This is a genomic window from Polaribacter marinaquae (assembly GCF_038019025.1).
Lineage (GTDB): Bacteria > Bacteroidota > Bacteroidia > Flavobacteriales > Flavobacteriaceae > Polaribacter > Polaribacter marinaquae.
On sequence record NZ_CP150496.1, the window covers coordinates 172918 to 192411 of the forward strand.

Below are 19494 nucleotides of genomic sequence, written 5' to 3' on the forward strand. Positions count from 1 at the left end.
GTTAAAGAAATGCTAATTCATTTTTAACTATAAAATTGTAGCAATATTTTCTGGCGGTCTACCAATTACTGCTTTGTTGTTATTTATAACGATTGGTCTTTCTATTAATTTAGGGTTTTCTATCATAGCACTAACTATTTCATCATCAGAAAGCTCTTTTCCTTTAAAATTTTCTTTCCAGATTTTTTCTGTTTTTCTAACTAATTGAATAGGAGAGATGCCTAGTTTTTCAATAATAGCTTTTAATTCTTTTTCTGATGGAATTTCTTCTAAATATTTAACTATTTCGAACTCTTTTTTAGATTCTTCTAATATTGCTAAACCTTGTCTAGATTTAGAACAACGCGGATTGTGGTATATTTTTATCATAATTAGGATTATTTTTAAGAGGTTTCTTTTTGTCCGTTCATCATTAAATAAGATTTTAAAAACGGATTAATATCACCATTCATTACATTATCTACATTACCGGTTTCATGGGCAGTTCTAACATCTTTTACTAATTTATAAGGATGCATTACATAGTTTCTAATTTGACTTCCCCATTCGTTTTTTAATTTTCCAGATTCTATTTCGTCTCGCGTTGCTTGTTGTTTCTGCAATTCGATTTCATACAGTTGAGATTTTAACATTTTTAAAGCTGTAGCCCTATTATCGTGTTGAGATCTAGAGTTAGAGCAAGAAATTTGAATTCCGGTTGGTTTATGCGTTAGTTGTACTTTTGTTTCAACTTTATTTACATTTTGTCCGCCGGCACCACTAGATCTAGCAGTTACAATTTCAATATCAGCAGGATTAATTTCAATTTCTATAGAATCATCAGCAACCGGAAAAACGTAAACAGAACCAAAAGTTGTATGTCTTTTTGCATTCGAGTCAAACGGAGAAATTCTAACCAATCTATGCACACCATTTTCTCCTTTTAGCCAACCAAAAGCATAATCGCCTTCAATTTCTATAGTTATAGTTTTAATACCAACAACATCGCCAGCTTGATAATTTAAAGTTTTAAGTTTGTAACCTTGTTTTTCTGCCCACATTGTGTACATTCTAGATAACATATCTACCCAATCGCAACTTTCTGTTCCGCCAGCACCTGCATTAATTTGTATCGTTGCAGATAAAGAATCTCCTTCATCAGAAAGCATATTTTTAAATTCTAAATCTTCTAAAAAAGTACTTGTTTTTTCAAACTGGGTAATTACTTCACTTTCATCTACTTCGCCTTCTTTATAAAATTCATATAGCACATTTGTGTCTTCATATAAAGAAATGGTTTTATTGTAGTCTTCTACCCACTTTTTTTTGAACCTTAATTCTTTCATTAATACTTCTGCTTCTTTTGGGTTGTTCCAAAAATCTGGGTTTGCAGTTTTTTCTTCCTCATTGGCAATTTCAATGAGTTTTTTATCAATTTCTAAATAAGATTTTAATTTATCTATTCTTGTAGCTATGTCTTTTAACTGTTCTTGTGTAACCATATATAAAGCAAAAATAAATGAAATTTTAAGATTTCTTGTTTTTTAAGTTGATAGTTATTTTATAGATTTATAAAAAATATACCAAACATGAAAAAACTACTACTTATTCTCTTTTTTATTACAATTTCTTTTGATGGATTTTCGCAATTTTTTACTGATAAAAAAAATGACAAAATGCAAAAAGGAATTACAAAATACGAAGGTTATTTTACGTATTATTATGATGTAAATTCAGATAAAATTTACCTTCAAGTAGAAAAAATAGATTCAGATTTTTTATATGTTCGTTCTCTTTCGGAAGGTGTGGGTTCTAACGATATTGGGTTAGATCGAGGGCAATTGGGTAGCGGCGTAGTTGTGCATTTTAAAAAAGCGGGTAATAAATTATTACTTGTTCTGCCAAATCAAGATTTTAGAGCAATAACTTCTAATAAAGAAGAAAAGCAATCTGTTAAAGAAGCCTTTGCTAAATCTGTTTTACATGGTTTTGTAATTAAAGAAGAAAAAAATGGCAAGTTTTTGGTTGATGCAACCTCTTTTTTTATGAGAGATGCGCATGGTGTTGCAAGAACTTTGGCAAGAAATAATCAAGGCAATTATAGTTTAGATAAAAGCAAGTCTGCGTTTAATTTAGAGCGTACCAAAGCGTTTCCAAAAAATGTAGAATTCGATGTTTTATTAACTTTTAAAGGAAGTGCTAGAGGTTATAATATTAGAAGTGTTACGCCAGATGCAAGTTTGGTTACTGTAAATCAACACCATTCTTTTGTAGAATTACCAGATGATAATTACAAACCAAGAAAATTTGATCCAAGATCTGGTGGTTATCCAATGTCTTATTTAGATTATGCGACTCCTGTAAACGAATCGATTACAAAACGATTTATTTATAGACATCGATTAGAAAAGAAAAATCCGAAAGCCGCAGTTTCTGAAGCTGTAGAACCTATAATTTATTATTTAGATAGAGGTACACCAGAACCTGTACGTTCGGCTTTATTAGAAGGTGGTAGATGGTGGAATCAAGCTTTCGAGGCAATTGGTTACAAAGATGCTTTTCAAATGAAAATGTTGCCAGAAGGTGCAGATCCTTTAGATATTCGTTACAACATGGTACAATGGGTTCATAGATCTACAAGAGGTTGGAGTTACGGTGGAAGTATTTCTGACCCAAGAACAGGTGAAATTTTAAAAGGACATGTTAGTTTGGGGAGTTTAAGAATTCGTCAAGATTTTTTAATAGCACAAGCTTTACAAGCTCCTTATAAGAATAAAAAAGCAGAAGATGATTTTGCTTTGCAAATGGCAATTGCAAGAATTAGACAGTTATCTGCACACGAAATAGGGCATACATTAGGCTTTGCACACAATTTTGCCGCAAGTACAAATGGTAGAGCTTCTGTTATGGATTATCCGCATCCGCAGTTTTCATTAAAAAATGGTAAAATTGATTTTTCTAAGGCTTATGATGATAAAATAGGTGATTGGGATAAGGTTACTGTTGCTTATTTTTATCAAGATTTTGAAAAAGATGAAGAAAACGAACTGAATAAAATTTTAGACAATGCAACTGCAAAAGGTTTAAAATACTTATCAGATTCTGATGCTAGATCACAAGGAAGTGCAAGTATTTCTGCGCATTTGTGGGATAATGGTGGTAATGTTCACGATGAATTATATAATATTTTAGAAATTAGAAAAAATGCAATTCAAGATTTTTCTACGGATAATATAAAATCTAATCAACCATATTCTGTTTTAGAAGATGTATTTGTTCCGTTGTATTTTTTTCATAGATTTCAAACAGAAGCTACTGTGAAAATTATTGGTGGTTTAGAGTATTCTTATGCAGTAAAAGATGGTAAAGAAACAGTTGTAAAAAACGCTTCTGGTACATCAGAAAGAATAGCATTGCAAGCTGTTTTAAAAACTATTGATGTAAATGAAATCGCAATTCCGAAAGATAAGTTGTCTTTATTTCCGCCAAGAGCAATGGGGTTTAGCAGATCTAGAGAATCTTTTAAAAGTAAATTAGGTGTAGAGTTTGATGCTTTTAGTGCAGTAGAAACAGCAAGTGAAATGACGTTGAATTTATTATTGAATCCGCAAAGAGTCTCTAGATTAGTAGCTCATAAAAGCTTAAACAAAAATAATTTAGGCTTTAATGAGTTATTGCAAGAATTGATTACAAAATCAATAAAAAAGAATTACAACGATTCTTATTACCAAGAACTACAAAATGTTATAAATGTTAAGGTTTTAGAACAATTATTTTATTTAGCAGCTAATAAAAATCAGTACAAACAAGTAAATGCAATTGTAGATTATAATTTAAATGAGATTAAAGATTATTTAAAAAACACGAATAAAACAGGAGTTCAGAAAATGTATAATTTATCGTTGATTAAAATGATAGATAATTTTATGAAAAATCCAGCGTCATTTAAAAAAACAAGAGCACCAAAAATTCCAGATGGTTCGCCAATAGGAAGTTTTAATTAAAAGTTTAGAAAGATTAATACATGATTATAGATTTAATTTCGGATACAGTTACAAGACCAACAAAAGAAATGTTGGCTTCGATGATGAGTGCTAAAGTTGGTGATGATGTTTTTAACATGGATCCTACGGTAAATGAATTGCAAGAAAAAGCTGCTAAAATGTTTGGTATGGAAGCTGCTTTATTTTTTCCTTCTGGTACTATGGCAAATCAAACAGCTATAAAATTACATACACAACCAGGTGATCAATTAATCTGCGATAAATATGCACATGTTTATAATTACGAAGGTGGTGGTGTTGCTTTTAATTCTGGTGTAACTTGTAAATTGATTGATGGTAACAGAGGTATGTTTACTGCGGAACAGTTAGAAGAAGTTGCTAGTACAACACCTCAAATATATTTACCTTTTAATAAATTAGTTTGTATAGAAAATACAACAAACAAAGGTGGTGGAGCATGTTGGGATTTTTCTGAATTAGAAAAAATAAAAAAAGTAACTAAAGATAATAATTTAAAATTTCATTTAGACGGAGCACGTTTATTTAGTGCTTTAGTCGCTAAAAATGAAACTCCAAAACAATACGGGCAATTGTTTGATACTATTTCTATCTGTTTGTCAAAAGGTTTAGGTGCCCCAATTGGATCAATCTTATTAGGTTCTAAAAAAGATATAGAAAAAGCCTTAAGGTTAAGAAAATTATTGGGAGGTGGTATGAGACAAGTTGGTTTTTTAGCAGCTGCGGGAATTTATGCATTAGACAATCATGTAAATAGATTAGCAGAAGACCATCAAAAAGCAAAAGAAATAGGAATTGTTTTAAAATCTTGCTCTTACATTACTAAAGTAGAAAGTATAGAAACAAATATTGTTATTTTTTATGTTGATAAAGAAATAGGAGCAGACAATTTTATAGCTAAAATGAAAGACAAAAATATTTTATTAACTCCTATGGGAGAAGGTAAAATAAGAATTGTAACGCATTTAGATTATACCAATGAGATGCATGAAATCTTATTAAGAGAATTAAAAAATTTTTAGAAGTAAAAGCGAACTATAGGAGAAATAGGTGAAGCAAAAACACTTTTATTTTCATCATATAAAACATCATATCTAATTCCGACAGCAAATCTACCTTGGTTGTAAGCCACACCCAAGTGTAGTGCTGGGAAATTTGTATTTACTGATGCAAATTGATCTTTTTGATTCGCAAAGTTGTAATCAAATTCGCCAGATAATTGTACACCAAATTTTGTTTGATATAAAGAGATAATACTTGCGCCATAAACACTTGTAGAAAAATCGTTAATTTCTGAATACAAATAATTTAAACCTGCACCTAAAGCAAAACCGTTATCAAAATTATAAATAGCACTCGGTGAAATACCAATAGTAGTTTGACTTCCGAAACCTAAACTAACACCACCACCAAATTGTACGTTTTCCCAAAAATCTGACTTTTGAGAAAATAAAGACATCGATAAACATAGGCATACAAGTAAAAAAATCTTTTTCATAGCATTTAATTTTATAAGTTGCCGTCTAATTTAGCTAATTCTTTATAGTTTCTATTTAGTTTTCTTAATAAAAATCCATAAAGTAATTGATAAAATAACCACAATATAGCCAAAGCTACTATTGTAACTACCAATGTTAGTAATACAATAAGTAGTATTTGCTTTCTTGATAAATCATCAATATTTAAATTGATATTAGCTACAGAAACAATTATTAGCAATAAAGCCATGTAACCTAAATTAAATAGCATGTAGTTTCTAACAGTTTTTCTAGTTTTAAGAATTTTCTTCATCAACAATTTTGTAGAATCAGATGTTGAAATTTTTTGGTAGTTCTTATAAAACATTATCAAAAAATAGAAAATTATTAAATAGGCAAGTATTTGTGAATAATATACAAAGTTCTCTAAACCTAACTTTTTGTATTCGTCATACGCTTCATCCATATCAACAAAAAAGTACATAGAATTTAAAATTACAAATTCTAAAATACCAATAATAAATATCCATTTTACAATAGATGATGATCTAGATTGTGCAAGTTTGTAAATTTCTACAGTAGAAAATTTACTTTCTTCTTCTGGTTGATTTTTCCAGGCTTTTTTATAATTATCTAATAAATCCATAGTTTATGGGTTTAGAATGTTTTTTAATTTTTCTTTTGCTCTATTCATTTTAACTCTTGCATTTACACTAGATATTCCCAGTGTTTCCGAAATTTCTTTATACGGTTTATCTTCTAAGTATAAAAAAATGAGCGCTTTATCAATATCATTTAACCTATGAATCGCTTTATAAAGTGCTTTTAATTGCACTTCTTCGGTATCATCATAATCTGTAGCTTTAATTTTAAAGGCAACATCACTAAAATCTTGAGTTTTTACTCTTCGTGTAGATTTTCTATATAATGAAATTGCTGTATTTAAAGCTACTCTATACATCCAAGTACTAAATTTAGAATCTCCCCTAAATTTTGGGTAGTTTTTCCAAACTTGTATGGTTATTTCTTGAAACAAATCGTTATGAGCATCTTTATTTGTAGTATAAATTCTACAAATTTTATGCGCAATATTTTGATTTGTTTCAAAGTCTACTAAAAATTTAGCTTCTAAATCTTTTTGCACTTTTGTAATTAGGTTAGTTATTTATAAGTAGCGTAAATGTAGAAAATGTTACAATTATTATAAAAAATATTTTTTTGAATTAAATTTCTTTACATTTGTTGAATAATAAACGAGAAACATTGAACAATATTAAGCAAGATTTTACGATTAAGGACCTAGAAAATATATCTGGTATAAAAGCACATACTATACGTATTTGGGAAAAAAGGTATAATTTGCTAGAACCACAAAGAACAAACACCAATATAAGATATTATTCTCACAAGAATTTACAAAAGCTATTAAATGTTGTTTTACTATCTAAAAACAACTTTAAAATATCTAAAATAGCAAAAATGACTGATGAAGAAATTTTTGAAAATTCTAGAGAAGTAGCTTTTAAAGAAGGTTTAAACGACGAAGCAATTAATGCATTTAAGTTATCCATGCTTCAATTTGATAAAGTTTTATTTAATGAAACTTACAATAGATTATTAGAGGTTAAATCTTTTAAAGACATTTTTAAAGATGTTTTTATTCCGTTTTTAAATTATATAGGTTTATTATGGCAAACAGATACTGTGTTGCCAGCGCATGAACATTTTATATCGAATTTAATTTCTCAAAAAATTCACATAAAAACAGAAAATTTAGAACAGCAAAATACAGCTTCAGATAAAGTTTTTGTATTATTTCTTCCAGAAAACGAAATTCATGAATTAGGTTTATTATATTTAAATTATGAATTAGTTCTTAAGGGATATAATACTATTTATTTGGGGCAAAATTTACCTCTAAACAATCTTAATTATTTCTTTAAACACAATACTAAACTTTGTTTTGTAACTTCATTAACAGTGCAGCCTTATGAAGATAAAGTGGAAGACTATTTTAATGAAATTGAAGAAATTTTACAGAACACACATCACGATTTTATTGCAATAGGAAGAAAAACAAATTTAATAAAACATAATACCTATAACTTTAATGTATCATTTTTTGATACTGTTACAGATGTGTTAAAACAAATATAAAATTTACATTAAATAAATAAAATGTTTAATAATTATATATATTTGTTAAACAAAATTAAATATGAGCAAAAATATATATATTATTGGTTCTGGTTTTTCTGCTTTATCAGCTTCTTGTTATTTAGCTAAAGAAGGATATAAGGTTACAGTATTAGAAAAAAATGATACTTTAGGTGGTAGAGCAAGACAATTTAAAAAAGACGGTTTTACTTTTGATTTAGGTCCGTCTTGGTACTGGATGCCAGATGTTTTTGAAAGGTTTTTTGCAGATTTTGGTAAAAAAGCATCAGACTATTATGTTTTGGATAAATTAAATCCTGGCTATGAAGTATATTTCGGAGAAAACTCATCGTTAAAAATTTCTGAAAATTTAGAAGAGATTTATCAAATGTTTGAGAACGAAGAGGCTGGTAGTGCAAAGCATTTAAAAAGCTTTATAAGTTCTGCAAAATCAAATTATGATACAGCAATAAAAGATTTAGTTTATAAACCTGGTGTTTCTCCTTTAGAATTGGTTACAACAAAAACTGTTACAAGAGTTTCTCAATTTTTTTCTACTATATCTAAACAAGTCAGAAAAAATATAAAAAGTAAAAAACTCATAAAAATATTAGAATTTCCTGTGTTGTTTTTAGGTGCAAAACCAAGTGATACGCCTGCTTTTTATAATTTTATGAATTATGCAGATTTTGGATTAGGTACTTGGCATCCAAGAGGAGGAATGTATAAAGTAGTAGAAGGAATGGTCGCTTTAGCAACTAGTTTAGGCGTAGAGTTTAAAGTAAATGCTAATGTAGATAAAATTGTTACAAATAGTAATAATGAAGTTGCTGGTTTAGTTGTAAATGGCGAAAAAATTGATACAGATTTAGTATTGAGTGGTGCAGATTATCATCATACAGAAACTTTATTAAATGAAGACGAAAAGCAGTATTCAGAAAAATACTGGAGTAAGAAAACTTTTGCGCCTTCATCTTTGCTTTTTTATGTAGGTTTCGATAAGAAAGTAGAAAATGTAAGTCATCATACATTATTTTTTGATACTGATTTTGAATTACATGCAAAAGAAATTTATGATAATCCTAAATGGCCTTCAGATCCATTGTTTTATGCAAATTTCACATCTATAACAGATAAAACTTCTGCACCAGAAGGTAAAGAAGCAGGTTTTTTTCTAATTCCTTTAGCACCCGGAATAGAAGATACTGAAGCTTTAAGAGAAGAATATTTTCATAAAATTTTAGATAGATTTGAGATTTTAACAAACCAAGAAGTTAAAAAACACGTATTGTTTAAAAGGTCTTTTTGTGTTAAAGATTTTAAGCAAGAATACAACTCTTATAAAGGTAATGCATACGGAATGGCGAATACGTTATTGCAAACTGCATTTTTAAGACCAAAAATTAAGAGTAGTAAAGTTAAAAATTTGTATTTTACTGGACAATTAACAGTTCCGGGACCAGGTGTGCCACCAGCTTTAATTTCTGGAAAGATTGCAACAGAACTAATAATTAAAAACCAATAATAAAATGAAAGAATTATTTGATAGTGTTTCTAATGATTGTAGCAAATTAGTTACTAAAAAATATAGTACATCATTTTCTCTTGCGGTTAATATGTTATCGCCAAAAATTAGAGAAGATATTTATAATATTTACGGCTTTGTGCGTTTTGCAGATGAAATTGTAGATTCTTTTCATGATTATGATAAAGAACATTTAATGGAACATTTTGAAAGAGATTATTATCTTTCTAAAGAGCATGGTATTAGTTTAAATCCTATTTTAAATTCTTTTCAGCGTACCATAAAGAAATATAAAATTCCAGATGAAATGGTGCAAGCCTTTCTAAAGAGCATGAAAGCAGATTTACACAAAACTACTTACAATACAAAGCAAGAATATGATGAATATATTTATGGTTCTGCAGATGTAGTTGGTTTAATGTGTTTAAAAGTTTTTGTTGATGGAGATGACAAAAAATACGAAGAATTAAAAGATGCTGCAATGCGTTTGGGTTCTGCGTTTCAAAAAGTGAATTTTTTACGAGATTTGAAAGATGATTTTGAGACTTTAAACCGTTCTTATTTTCCAAATATTGACTTAGGAAAATTAGATGCATCTTCTAAACAAATAATTATTGATGAAATTGAAGCTGATTTTGAATATGCATATAGCAACGGAATTTTAAAATTACCGGTTGAAGCAAAATTCGGAGTTTATACAGCTTACAGATATTACAGAAGGTTACTAAAAAAGTTAAAAATGGTGCCATCAGAACAGATTATGGATTCTAGAATTAGAATTTCTAATCCTATGAAAATTAATTTGTTAGCAAGAAGTTACGTAAAATATAAATTAAATATTATTTAATGATTTATGCCCTTATAACATTAGCGGTTTTTTTAATAATGGAATGTGTAACTTGGTGTACACACAAATATGTAATGCATGGTTTTGGTTGGTTTTTACATGAAGATCATCATCAACCAAAATATAGCGGATTCGAGAAAAATGACGCTTTTTTTGTAGTATTTGCTATACCTAGTATTGCGTTATTTTATTTTGGAACTTATACAGAACATACTTATTTGTTTTTTATTGGTTTAGGTATTTTATTTTATGGTTTAGCGTATTTTTTAGTGCACGATGTTTTAATTCATCAAAGATTTAAATGGTTTAAAAATACCAATAACAACTATTTAAGAGGATTAAGAAAAGCTCATAAAATACATCATAAAAACATGGGGAAAGAAGATAGCCAATGTTTTGGGATGCTCTTTGTACCTTTAAAATATTTTAAAAAGCCGAAAGTTTAATTATTTATAAATTAAAACTGAATAATTAATTTTATTCAGTTTTTTTATGTCCACCAAACAAGAAAAAATTTCTCAATTTCTCCGTTTTCTTTTTTCAACCAACATAAAGGAGAAAATTGTCTTTTTAAAATAGATGTAACTTCATTTTGAAAGTCTGAGAATTGTAACCAATTCACATTTTTATGCGGAATAATTAACCAATCTTTTTTTATTGGTATATAAAATTTACAGGTAAGAAACTGACTTAAATCTTTTAAATTACAATAAAAACCAACTATACAATTGTTATTTAATACACTTAAATTAATGTTCTTTTTATTTATCGGCACAAATAATTGTGCTTTAAAATAAATTTGTTGCGAGATATCTTTTAAAGAAATTCCTAAGTTATCAAGTAGATTTTCACATTCTTTTGCGAACAAAATTGGCAGTTGTTTACCTTTAAGTTTTGTTAGTTTTTCTATTAGAGCATCTTTTCTGTTTGGCCCAATAAAATGCTCAATTTCAGTATTACCAATTTTATCATCAAAAAGATAAAATTTATAAATAATTTCTAAATGTATAGGAGAGTTGTTCTTTAATAACAGACAATCTAACTCGCCAAGTGTAATTTTATTTCTTTGAATTTGTATGTTTTCTGCTAAAATTTCTATGGATTTGTTTTGAGATAATTCAAAAGAAACAAAACGCTCTATGTATTTCCCTAATCTTAATTTTTCATCAATTTCAATATCAATTTTTGATGATTTATAAGGTGTTTCAAACTGATTTAAATTAAAAACAGCGTTATTTTTCCACAGATTATGAGTCTGTAAAAATCCGTCGAATCTTTTCTGAATATCTTTTGTTTTTTGATGCATATCAAATTCGAAGTTACAAATCTATTTTGTAAATTTATACTTTAAAAGATCTATAAAATGCAAATCGAAAAATCTACTTTAAAATTTTTAAAAGACTTACAAAAAAACAATAATAGAGATTGGTTTGCAGAACATAAAGAAACTTATGTTTTAGAGCAAAAAAAGGCAAAAGCTTTTTTTGAAGAAGTACATTTAAACCTACAAAAGCATGATGATATTGAGAAATCAAAAATGATGCGTATTTATAGAGATGTTCGTTTTTCTAAAGATAAAACACCGTATAAAGCCCATTTTGCAAATTCTTTTTCTAGATTAGGTAAAGAATTAAGAGGTGGTTATTTTTTGAGAATAAGACCAGGAGAATCTTTTTTAGCTGGCGGGTTTTGGGAGCCAAATAAAGAAGATTTATTTAGAATTCGTAAAGAAATAGAGTTAGATGCATCAGAAATAAAAGATATTTTAAAGGATAAAAATTATCAAAAATATTTTGGAAAAGAATTTGGTAGTTTTTCTGAATTAAAAACGGCTCCAAGAGGTTTTGATAAAGAGCATCCAGATGTAAATCTTTTAAGGAAGAAAGGTTTTATTGCCACAAGAAATTTTACAGATACAGAAGTATTAGCGCCAAATTTTATAGAAGAAGTAGATAAAAGTTTTAAAGCTTTACGACCGTTTTTCAACTTGTTTAGCGATATTTTAACTACTAATTTAAACGGAGAATCGTTATTGTAGATTTTTATCTATTTCTCTTTTTAAAACTATAACAGTTATTATCGTTGATAATAAATCGGCAATCGGAAAAGACCACCAAACCCCAAGAACACCATAATATTTTGGTAAGATATACGCTAACGGAATTAAGAAAATTCCTTGTTTTAATAGCGTAAGAAATAATGCTGGCATTGCTTTACCAGCTGCCTGAAAGTAGGCAGAACCTATCAATTGCATTGCCACAACTGGTGTTACTAAAAATACAATTAGCATTGCATTAGGTGTTTTGTTTAAAAGTGTAGCATCATTAGTAAATATCCAAATTATTTGCTCTTTAAAAGTTGCAACTGCTATAAATATGATGGTTCCAATAATAGATCCAAAATAAATAGATTTTTTAATAGTTTCTTTAACTCTTTCGTTTTTTTCTGCTCCAATATTAAATCCAGCTACAGGTAAAAAACCTTGTGAAACGCCTAAAATAGGAGAGAAGGCAAACATCATCACCCTATTAATAATCCCAAAAACAGCAATCGAAATTTCATCACCATAGGTAAAAAGAGAGTAGTTTAAAACAATCATTAAAATACTTACTGCACCTTGTCTTACAATAGAAATACTACCTAATTGAGCAATTTCTTTTACAATATCGAAATTAAGTTTAAAGTTTTTTGGTATAATTTTTAATTCACTTTTAGATGATAAAAAGAAATACAAAATATACAAACCACAACTAGCATAAGAAAGCGATGTTGCTAAACCAGCACCCCACATTCCCCAATTAAAATATTTTATAAATAAAATATCTAAAACAACATTTAAAACTGCAGGCACCATCATTGCATACATTGCAAATTTTGGTTTTCCTTCAGCACGAATGGTTGGATTTCCCATCATTGCAAATGCTAGAAAAGGAACACCGTAAATAATAACACTAAAATATTCTGATGCAATTGGTAAAATTTCACCTTTAGCACCGAATAAATCCAAAATAGGAATGCTAAAAACATTTCCTAAAACTACAAATAGTATCGCTAAAATTACTGTTAAACAAATTTGATTTCCGAAGGTTAAAAAAGCCTTTTCGGTATTATTAGCGCCTAAAGCTCTCGAAATGATTGAACTTCCTCCAATACCGATTCCCATTCCGATAGAAGAAATTAAAAAAGCAATTGGTAAAACTACAGTTATTGCTGCAATAGCTAAAACACCAATCCATTGTCCTACAAAAATAGTATCAACAATCATGTTTAAAGACATTACTAAAATACCAATAGTTGCAGGAACTGCTTGTTTTAAAAGCAATTTGCTAATTTTTTCTGTACCTAATTCGTTTGCAAGTTTATTCATAGAAGAAGTTGCAAATTACGGTATTTAAATAGAAAATGAAACCACTTTTATTGTTATAGAATTATTAATGTTTTAGTTTTGTAGAAAATTAATAAATGAAAGATATTTTTGAATTAAATATTACAGTAACTTCTAATGATATTGATGATTTAAACCATGTAAATAATGTGGTTTATGTAAAATGGATGGATAAAGTTGCTTTTGAACATTGGGCATATTTAACTAGAAACAATCCTTTACCAGAATATGTTTGGGTTGTAATTAAGCACGAAATTGAATATTTAAAACAAGCTGTAATTGGCGATGTAATTACTGTAAAAACTTGGGTTGGTGAAACAAAAGGTTTTAAATCTGAACGTTTAATGGAGTTTTATAAAAATAAAATTTTACTTGTAAAAGCTAAAACTGTTTGGGGAATGTTAGATGCTAAAAGCTATAAACCTTCTAGAATTAGAGAAAATGTTCTAAAAGTATTACAACCTGTTAAATAAAAGTATCTTTGCACAAAATTTAGAGACAAAATGGCATCATTTTCAGAATTAGGTATCAAACCTTCATATATAAAATCGATTAAAGAATTAGGTATTTCTAAACCAACAGAAATTCAAGAAAAAGCAATTCCTGTATTAATAAAATCGAAAACAGATTTTATTGGTTTAGCGCAAACAGGTACGGGTAAAACTGCAGCTTTTGGATTGCCTATTTTACACCATATTGATGCTAAATCTGATTATATTCAAACGTTAATTTTGTCACCAACTAGAGAATTGGTTCAGCAAATTAAAAAGCAACTTTTTAAGTTTACGAAATTTAATGAAGATAAAATTTTTGTTGAAGCTGTTTTTGGTGGAGAAAAAATTGACAGACAAATCAATAATCTAAAAAGAACTACTCATATTGTAGTTGCTACACCTGGTAGATTAATCGATTTAATAGAAAGAGGAGATATTGATATTAGACATGTAAAAACAGTTGTTTTAGATGAGGCTGATGAAATGTTGAGTATGGGTTTTAAACAAGATTTAAATAGAATTTTAAAATTCTCTTCTCAAAGTAATCGTAATACTTGGTTGTTTTCTGCAACAATGCCAGAAGAAATTAAGCGTATTATTAAAACTTACATGGATGCTAATGCGCCAAGAATCGAAGTCAATAAAAATGCTTTGGTAAATGCAAATATTAGACATCAATTTGTAAAAACTACTTTAAAAACGAAAGCAGATGATATTGTTACGTTTTTAGAAAAAAGAGGTACGCAAAGAGGTATTATATTTTGTAGAACTAAAGCAGGTGCGCAAAATCTTGCAAATTTTTTAATAGAAGAAGGTTTTTCTGCAGGCGCTTTAGAAGGTGATATGCAACAAAAAGAGCGTGATAAAGTTATGCGTGCTTTCAAAAAAGAAAATTTACAATATTTAGTTTCTACAGATGTTTCTGCTCGTGGTATCGATGTTAGTGGTTTAGAATTTGTAATTCATCATCAATTACCAGAACAGTTAGAATATTATACACACAGAAGTGGTAGAACCGCAAGAGCAGGAAATACCGGTACTTCTTTGGCTTTTATTCTTTCTAATGAATTAGATAAAGTACATCAAATTCAAAAAGAATTAAACATCAAATTTACAGAAGTTAGCGTTTAAAATGGATGTTGTTTATGTACTAGATATTTTAGGAACTTTTGCTTTTGCGGTAAGTGGTGCCTTAGTAGCTTCTGATAAAAAGTTCGATTTATTTGGTGTAATTATAATTGCTTTTGTAACCGCGGTAGGTGGCGGAATGTTAAGAGATGTTTTAATAAATGCACATCCTATAAATTGGATTGCAGATCTAAATTATTTGTATGTAATTTTTACTGCTGTTGTATTTACATTTTTGTTTAAAAGTAAAATAGCATTTTTAAGTAGAACCATGTTTTTATTTGATACTATTGGTATTAGTGTTTTTACTTTGTTAGGTTTACAAAAAGGACTTTCATTTAATTTACACCCAATAATTGCTTTAATTATGGGAATGATATCTGCTGTGTTTGGAGGTGTTTTAAGAGATGTTTTAACAAATAAAGTACCTTTAATTTTTGAAAAAGAAATTTACGCTTCTGCTTGTTTAGCTGGAGGAATAATTTATTTATTACTTTTTAAATTCTCAATTTTACCAGAGAAATTTATTTTTATAATTGCGGCTTTGGTGGTTATAACTATACGGGCAATTTCTGTAAAATATCATTTAAAATTACCTAGAATTAAAGACGATCTTTTTGGTAAACTTAAATAAAAAATGCGAAGATTTCTCTTCGCATTTTTTTTACTTTTAGTTTACATCTTTTAATAATTCTCGAATAGATATAATTAATTGCTCATCGATGCCATTATCTATTTTACCTGGCATATTTTTTACTTTTATTGTAGGTTCTGTTTGGTTGTTTTCCATCCATTCTCCAGCTTTATTTTTAGCTGAAACAGGTACAATTCCCCAATAACTGCCATTAGGTAACGTTTCCCATCCTGCAAAACTACAAGTTCCTGGAACTGGCATACCCACAGTTTTACCAATTTTTAAATCTGTATAACCAGAAGCATAACAATGTCCGTCTGAATACATACTTTCATTAAATATAGATAAAGTTGGTTTTGTCCATCTCGAAGTTGGTTCTCCGCCAACAACTTTAGCCTCTGTTTCATAAGTTAAAAATGGTACACCCGTAAAAAACATTGCTAAATCTGCAACTAAATCTCCACCACCGTTAAATCGAGTATCGATTATTACACCTTTTTTATCTATATATTTACCCATCATGTCTTGGTAAATACTTCTATAAGGTCCGTCACTCATACCAGGAATATGAACATAGCCTAATTGGCCATTACTTTCTTTTTCTACTTGTTTCTCATTTATTTTTACCCATCTTTTGTATAATAATCTGTTTTCTTGTCCTAATGTGATAGGTTTAACTGTAATTGTTTGTGACTTTTTTGTTGATGGATTTTCTATTTCTAATAGCATAAACTTATTTGCTGTACGATTTAAATATTTGGCAACATCTGTATTTTTATCAATTAAATCGCCATTAATTTTTTTAATAATCATGCCAGCTTTAATATTAAATTTAGCTTTGTCTAAAGGACCGCCTTTAATAACTTCATCAATTAAAATACCGTCTTCTTTAAAATTATGGTTCATAAAAATACCTAAAGAAGCTGTAGCATCTGCATTTTTAACATTTCCTCCTCTAAAACCAGCACCAGAATGTGATACATTTAATTCTCCTAATAACTCTGATAACATTTCAGAAAACTCAAATTCATTACCAATATATGGGATGTATTTCTGATATTCTTTTTTTAATTTTTTCCAGTCTTTTCCATGAAAATTCGAATGATAAAAAACGGCGTTTGTCCTTAGCCAAACATGATCAAACATTGCTTGCTTTTCTGCAATTTTATCAAACTCTATTTCCGCTTTAATGCTAACTGGTTTTTGTTTATTTGTACTTGGATTTAATTTTGTGATTCTACCGCTGCTAAGTAAATACAGATTTTTCATTTCTTTATCCCAAGTTAAACTACCGTAACCAACATTTAACTTCATTAGCATTTTTGTTGCTCTGGTTCTTAAATTTGTAGTCCATAAATTAGAACGACCTTCAAAACTTGATAAATAATAAAGTTTATCGCCATCTTTAGAAAGTACAGCATCACCTAAACGAGAAGAATGAATTGTTAATCTCTTTGTTCTATCTTGTAAATTATCCCAATCGAACTGTAAAGGTTTAACATCTTTTTTGTCTTTTTTATCGGCATCTTTTTTCTTAGTATCTTTTTCTTTCTTCTTGCTAGAGTTTTTCTTTTCTTCCTCTTTGATAGCTTTCATTAGTTTATAATCCTCATCACTTAGATTAAATTCATCCCAAGCATCTTGTGTAAAAAACATGCTATAAACATCGCTTTGAGAACTACCACTTGTTGCGTAAGATTTTAATCCGTTTCTATTGCTAAACCAAATCATTTGTTTACCATTATTTACCCATTTAGGATTCGAATCGTAATAACCACTTTCGTTTAAATTTACACGCTTAGAACCGTCTGCGGCCATTAATAAAATTTCACCATTATTTAAGGTTTTAGACCAATCTACAAGTAGCCATTTACTATCTGGACTCCAAGTAAAATTCTTGTCGCCATCTCTCATGTGAAATAAATCTTTAGGAGTTAAAAGAGTTACTTCTTTCTTAGATTTTACGTCTAAAATTTTTAAAGTTCTTCTTCCTTCAATAAAAGCAATTTTTTTTCCGTCTGGTGAGTATTGTGCTAAATAATTGTCTTTTTTATTATTTATTAAAGCACTTTCTTTAACAAGTGTAGCTGCGTAAAAGAAAGGTTCTTCCTTGCGTTGTTTTTCAGTTTTAAAAACGCTCCATTTTCCATTTCTTTCACTAGAATATATTACAGATTTTCCATCAGAACTCCAATTTACAAAACGTTCGTTTTCTGGTGTGTTGGTTAATCTTTTTGTAAAAGTTTTATCTACAGAAGTTACAAAGACTTCACCGCGAGCAATAAAAGCAATTTCTTTACCATTTGGTGAAACAGCCATTTCGTTAATTCCGCCATTTACAGAAACATATTTATCTGTATTTTCTTTATCTTGAGTAGTAATTGTTATGGCAACTTTTTTAGGTTTTTCACCTTCTTTTAATGTATAAATTTCACCATCATAACCAAATGAAAGCATATCATTAGCAATACTTAAAAAACGTACAGGATGAGTTTTAAAGTTTGTTATTTGTTCTGCGGAAGCTCCGCTTTCTAAATTCGATTTAAAGACATTAAAGGTTCCGTTTCTTTCACTTAAAAAATACATGCTTTTTTCATCCGAAGAAAAAACAGGTTGTCTGTCTTCCGCAGTATTTGTAGTAATCATTTTATGCTTTTGAGTTTTGGTGTTATATATCCAAATATCTCTGGTAATAGAAGATGTGTGATGTTTTCTCCATTCGTTTTCGCCTCCTTTTTTATCTTGATAAAGCATTGTTTTACCATCTTTAGAAAATTGTGTGTATTCTGCAGGAATGGTTAACAATTGCTGTACTTTACCAGCTTTTACAGGTACAGTGTAAAGTTCTGTTTGAGAACCGTGCGGATATTGTCTGTGACGAACATCATCTTGTCTTAAAGCACTAAAAACTACATTTTTATTGTCTGATGTAAAGCTATACGGAGTTTCGTTATTAGAGTGAAAAGTTAATCTTTTTGCGGTTCCTCCGTTTGCGTTCATTACAAAAACATCAAAATTACCATACCTATTAGATGCGAAAGCAATTTTAGATCCATCTTTGTTCCAAGTTGCCATAAAATCATGCGCACTATGAAAAGTAAGTTGTTTTGCGGTTCCGCCAGAACTTGCTACAGTATATAAATCACCTTTATAAGTAAAAGCAATCTTAGATCCGTCTGGTGAGATACTAGAATGTCTTAGCCATTTTGGGTTTGTTTGTGCACTTAAAATACACGTAAATAAAATGAGGAAATAGGTTAGTTGTTTCATGGGTTTAAAATTTTTTCTAAATTAATAATTTGATATAGTTTAGAACTTGTTTATTTTGTTAAATTAGAAGTTGATTTTTTAACATTTAAATTAGATATAATGAAGCCATTAATATTAAATACGTTAAGTGAGTTTATAAGTTTAGAAGGTAAAGAATTGCCAGTTGGCGAATGGTATACAGTAACTCAAGAAATGATTGATGATTTTGCTAATGCCACTTTAGATAAACAATGGATTCATGTAGATGAAGAAAGAGCTTTAAAAGAAAGCCCTTACAAATGCACAATTGCCCATGGTTTTATGTCTGTTTCTATGATTTCTAAATTGTTAGAAAACATTTTTACTATTAAAAGTTTAAAAATGGGTTTAAACTACGGGTTGAATAAAGTTCGCTTTCCGAACCCTGTTCTTGTAAACAGCAAGTTAAGAATGATTTCAAAATTAAAGAAAACAGAAAGTTTAGGTGAAAATGGTATAAAAGCTACTTTTTCTTGCACAATAGAAATTAAAGGACAAGAAAAACCAGCTTGTGTGGCAGAATTTATAGCTGCTTTTTTTGAATAGGATTTACACTA

The 19494-nt window shown here is 28.9% G+C and carries 19 protein-coding genes; 11 read left to right on the top strand and 8 right to left on the bottom strand.

Translation table 11 applies throughout. The features are described 5' to 3' along the window. Positions 1-27: 27 nt before the first annotated feature. A complete protein-coding gene (gene arsC, locus WG950_RS00765; protein ID WP_340933453.1) occupies positions 28-369 on the bottom strand; it encodes an arsenate reductase (glutaredoxin) in 342 nt (113 codons plus the stop codon). Positions 370-383: 14 nt separating this feature from the next. After that, the gene (prfB, locus tag WG950_RS00770; protein ID WP_340933455.1) at positions 384-1481 is read right to left on the bottom strand and encodes a peptide chain release factor 2; all 1098 of its coding nucleotides are present in this window, start codon (positions 1479-1481) and stop codon (positions 384-386) included. Positions 1482-1568: 87 nt separating this feature from the next. On the opposite strand from prfB, the gene WG950_RS00775 reads away from it, so the two are divergent. After that, the gene (locus tag WG950_RS00775) at positions 1569-3983 is read left to right on the top strand and encodes a zinc-dependent metalloprotease (RefSeq protein WP_340933456.1); all 2415 of its coding nucleotides are present in this window, start codon (positions 1569-1571) and stop codon (positions 3981-3983) included. 20 nt (positions 3984-4003) lie between these two features. Next, the gene (locus tag WG950_RS00780) at positions 4004-5023 is read left to right on the top strand and encodes a GntG family PLP-dependent aldolase (protein ID WP_340933458.1); all 1020 of its coding nucleotides are present in this window, start codon (positions 4004-4006) and stop codon (positions 5021-5023) included. On the opposite strand, the gene WG950_RS00785 is transcribed toward WG950_RS00780, so the two are convergent. The 3 genes from WG950_RS00785 to WG950_RS00795 are packed head-to-tail and all read right to left on the bottom strand — an operon-like array spanning position 5020 to position 6623. Further along, positions 5020-5499, bottom strand: coding sequence for a hypothetical protein (locus tag WG950_RS00785; protein ID WP_154066912.1), 480 nt, complete (start codon positions 5497-5499; stop codon positions 5020-5022). The genes WG950_RS00780 and WG950_RS00785 overlap by 4 nt on opposite strands. 11 nt (positions 5500-5510) lie before the next feature. Then, positions 5511-6125, bottom strand: a complete 615-nt coding sequence (locus WG950_RS00790) for a hypothetical protein (RefSeq protein ID WP_079736807.1) — start codon at positions 6123-6125, stop codon at positions 5511-5513. A gap of 3 nt (positions 6126-6128) precedes the next feature. Continuing rightward, entirely contained in the window at positions 6129-6623 is a 495-nt protein-coding gene (locus tag WG950_RS00795; RefSeq protein ID WP_077809560.1) for an RNA polymerase sigma factor, read from the bottom strand. A gap of 119 nt (positions 6624-6742) precedes the next feature. Here WG950_RS00795 and WG950_RS00800 point away from each other — a divergent pair, with 119 nt between their 5' ends. From WG950_RS00800 to WG950_RS00815, 4 genes are all read left to right on the top strand, one after another. Next, positions 6743-7636: a MerR family transcriptional regulator gene (locus WG950_RS00800; RefSeq protein ID WP_340933462.1), complete on the top strand. Its 894-nt coding sequence runs from the start codon at positions 6743-6745 to the stop codon at positions 7634-7636. A gap of 61 nt (positions 7637-7697) precedes the next feature. Further along, positions 7698-9161, top strand: coding sequence for a phytoene desaturase family protein (locus WG950_RS00805; protein ID WP_340933464.1), 1464 nt, complete (start codon positions 7698-7700; stop codon positions 9159-9161). A 4-nt stretch (positions 9162-9165) separates the two neighbouring features. Next, a complete protein-coding gene (locus WG950_RS00810) occupies positions 9166-10008 on the top strand; it encodes a phytoene/squalene synthase family protein (protein WP_340933466.1) in 843 nt (280 codons plus the stop codon). After that, positions 10008-10454 (top strand): sterol desaturase family protein, encoded by a 447-nt coding sequence (locus WG950_RS00815; protein WP_079736803.1) that lies wholly within the window; start codon positions 10008-10010, stop codon positions 10452-10454. Before WG950_RS00810 ends, WG950_RS00815 begins: the two co-directional genes overlap by 1 nt. A gap of 44 nt (positions 10455-10498) precedes the next feature. Here WG950_RS00815 and WG950_RS00820 read toward each other — a convergent pair whose 3' ends face one another. Then, positions 10499-11314, bottom strand: a complete 816-nt coding sequence (locus WG950_RS00820; RefSeq protein WP_340933468.1) for a DUF1853 family protein — start codon at positions 11312-11314, stop codon at positions 10499-10501. 57 nt (positions 11315-11371) lie between these two features. On the opposite strand from WG950_RS00820, the gene WG950_RS00825 reads away from it, so the two are divergent. Then, positions 11372-12046, top strand: coding sequence for a DUF2461 domain-containing protein (locus tag WG950_RS00825; protein WP_340933470.1), 675 nt, complete (start codon positions 11372-11374; stop codon positions 12044-12046). Here WG950_RS00825 and WG950_RS00830 read toward each other — a convergent pair. Next, complete coding sequence (locus WG950_RS00830; RefSeq protein WP_340933472.1) at positions 12038-13375, bottom strand: MATE family efflux transporter; 1338 nt, start codon at positions 13373-13375, stop codon at positions 12038-12040. The genes WG950_RS00825 and WG950_RS00830 overlap by 9 nt on opposite strands. A 95-nt stretch (positions 13376-13470) precedes the next feature. On the opposite strand from WG950_RS00830, the gene WG950_RS00835 reads away from it, so the two are divergent. The 3 genes from WG950_RS00835 to WG950_RS00845 are packed head-to-tail and all read left to right on the top strand — an operon-like array spanning position 13471 to position 15649. After that, on the top strand, positions 13471-13866 hold the full coding sequence (locus tag WG950_RS00835; RefSeq protein ID WP_340933473.1) for a thioesterase family protein: 396 nt from the start codon (positions 13471-13473) through the stop codon (positions 13864-13866). Between the two features lie 30 nt (positions 13867-13896). After that, a complete protein-coding gene (locus WG950_RS00840; protein WP_340933474.1) occupies positions 13897-15018 on the top strand; it encodes a DEAD/DEAH box helicase in 1122 nt (373 codons plus the stop codon). Between the two features lies 1 nt (position 15019). Next, positions 15020-15649, top strand: coding sequence for a trimeric intracellular cation channel family protein (locus WG950_RS00845; RefSeq protein WP_340933476.1), 630 nt, complete (start codon positions 15020-15022; stop codon positions 15647-15649). A gap of 36 nt (positions 15650-15685) precedes the next feature. On the opposite strand, the gene WG950_RS00850 is transcribed toward WG950_RS00845, so the two are convergent. Beyond that, positions 15686-18919 (bottom strand): S41 family peptidase, encoded by a 3234-nt coding sequence (locus tag WG950_RS00850; RefSeq protein ID WP_340933478.1) that lies wholly within the window; start codon positions 18917-18919, stop codon positions 15686-15688. 99 nt (positions 18920-19018) lie between these two features. On the opposite strand from WG950_RS00850, the gene WG950_RS00855 reads away from it, so the two are divergent. Further along, positions 19019-19483, top strand: coding sequence for a MaoC family dehydratase (locus WG950_RS00855; protein WP_340933481.1), 465 nt, complete (start codon positions 19019-19021; stop codon positions 19481-19483). The last annotated feature ends 11 nt before the right edge of the window (positions 19484-19494 follow it).

Coding starts and splice junctions, on each gene's coding strand:
- arsC (WP_340933453.1), bottom strand. CDS start 369: ATGATAAAAATATACCACAATCCGCGTTGTTCTAAATCTAGACAAGGT.
- prfB (WP_340933455.1), bottom strand. CDS start 1,481: ATGGTTACACAAGAACAGTTAAAAGACATAGCTACAAGAATAGATAAA.
- WG950_RS00775 (WP_340933456.1), top strand. CDS start 1,569: ATGAAAAAACTACTACTTATTCTCTTTTTTATTACAATTTCTTTTGAT.
- WG950_RS00780 (WP_340933458.1), top strand. CDS start 4,004: ATGATTATAGATTTAATTTCGGATACAGTTACAAGACCAACAAAAGAA.
- WG950_RS00785 (WP_154066912.1), bottom strand. CDS start 5,499: ATGAAAAAGATTTTTTTACTTGTATGCCTATGTTTATCGATGTCTTTA.
- WG950_RS00790 (WP_079736807.1), bottom strand. CDS start 6,125: ATGGATTTATTAGATAATTATAAAAAAGCCTGGAAAAATCAACCAGAA.
- WG950_RS00805 (WP_340933464.1), top strand. CDS start 7,698: ATGAGCAAAAATATATATATTATTGGTTCTGGTTTTTCTGCTTTATCA.
- WG950_RS00810 (WP_340933466.1), top strand. CDS start 9,166: ATGAAAGAATTATTTGATAGTGTTTCTAATGATTGTAGCAAATTAGTT.
- WG950_RS00815 (WP_079736803.1), top strand. CDS start 10,008: ATGATTTATGCCCTTATAACATTAGCGGTTTTTTTAATAATGGAATGT.
- WG950_RS00820 (WP_340933468.1), bottom strand. CDS start 11,314: ATGCATCAAAAAACAAAAGATATTCAGAAAAGATTCGACGGATTTTTA.
- WG950_RS00825 (WP_340933470.1), top strand. CDS start 11,372: ATGCAAATCGAAAAATCTACTTTAAAATTTTTAAAAGACTTACAAAAA.
- WG950_RS00830 (WP_340933472.1), bottom strand. CDS start 13,375: ATGAATAAACTTGCAAACGAATTAGGTACAGAAAAAATTAGCAAATTG.
- WG950_RS00835 (WP_340933473.1), top strand. CDS start 13,471: ATGAAAGATATTTTTGAATTAAATATTACAGTAACTTCTAATGATATT.
- WG950_RS00840 (WP_340933474.1), top strand. CDS start 13,897: ATGGCATCATTTTCAGAATTAGGTATCAAACCTTCATATATAAAATCG.
- WG950_RS00845 (WP_340933476.1), top strand. CDS start 15,020: ATGGATGTTGTTTATGTACTAGATATTTTAGGAACTTTTGCTTTTGCG.
- WG950_RS00850 (WP_340933478.1), bottom strand. CDS start 18,919: ATGAAACAACTAACCTATTTCCTCATTTTATTTACGTGTATTTTAAGT.
- WG950_RS00855 (WP_340933481.1), top strand. CDS start 19,019: ATGAAGCCATTAATATTAAATACGTTAAGTGAGTTTATAAGTTTAGAA.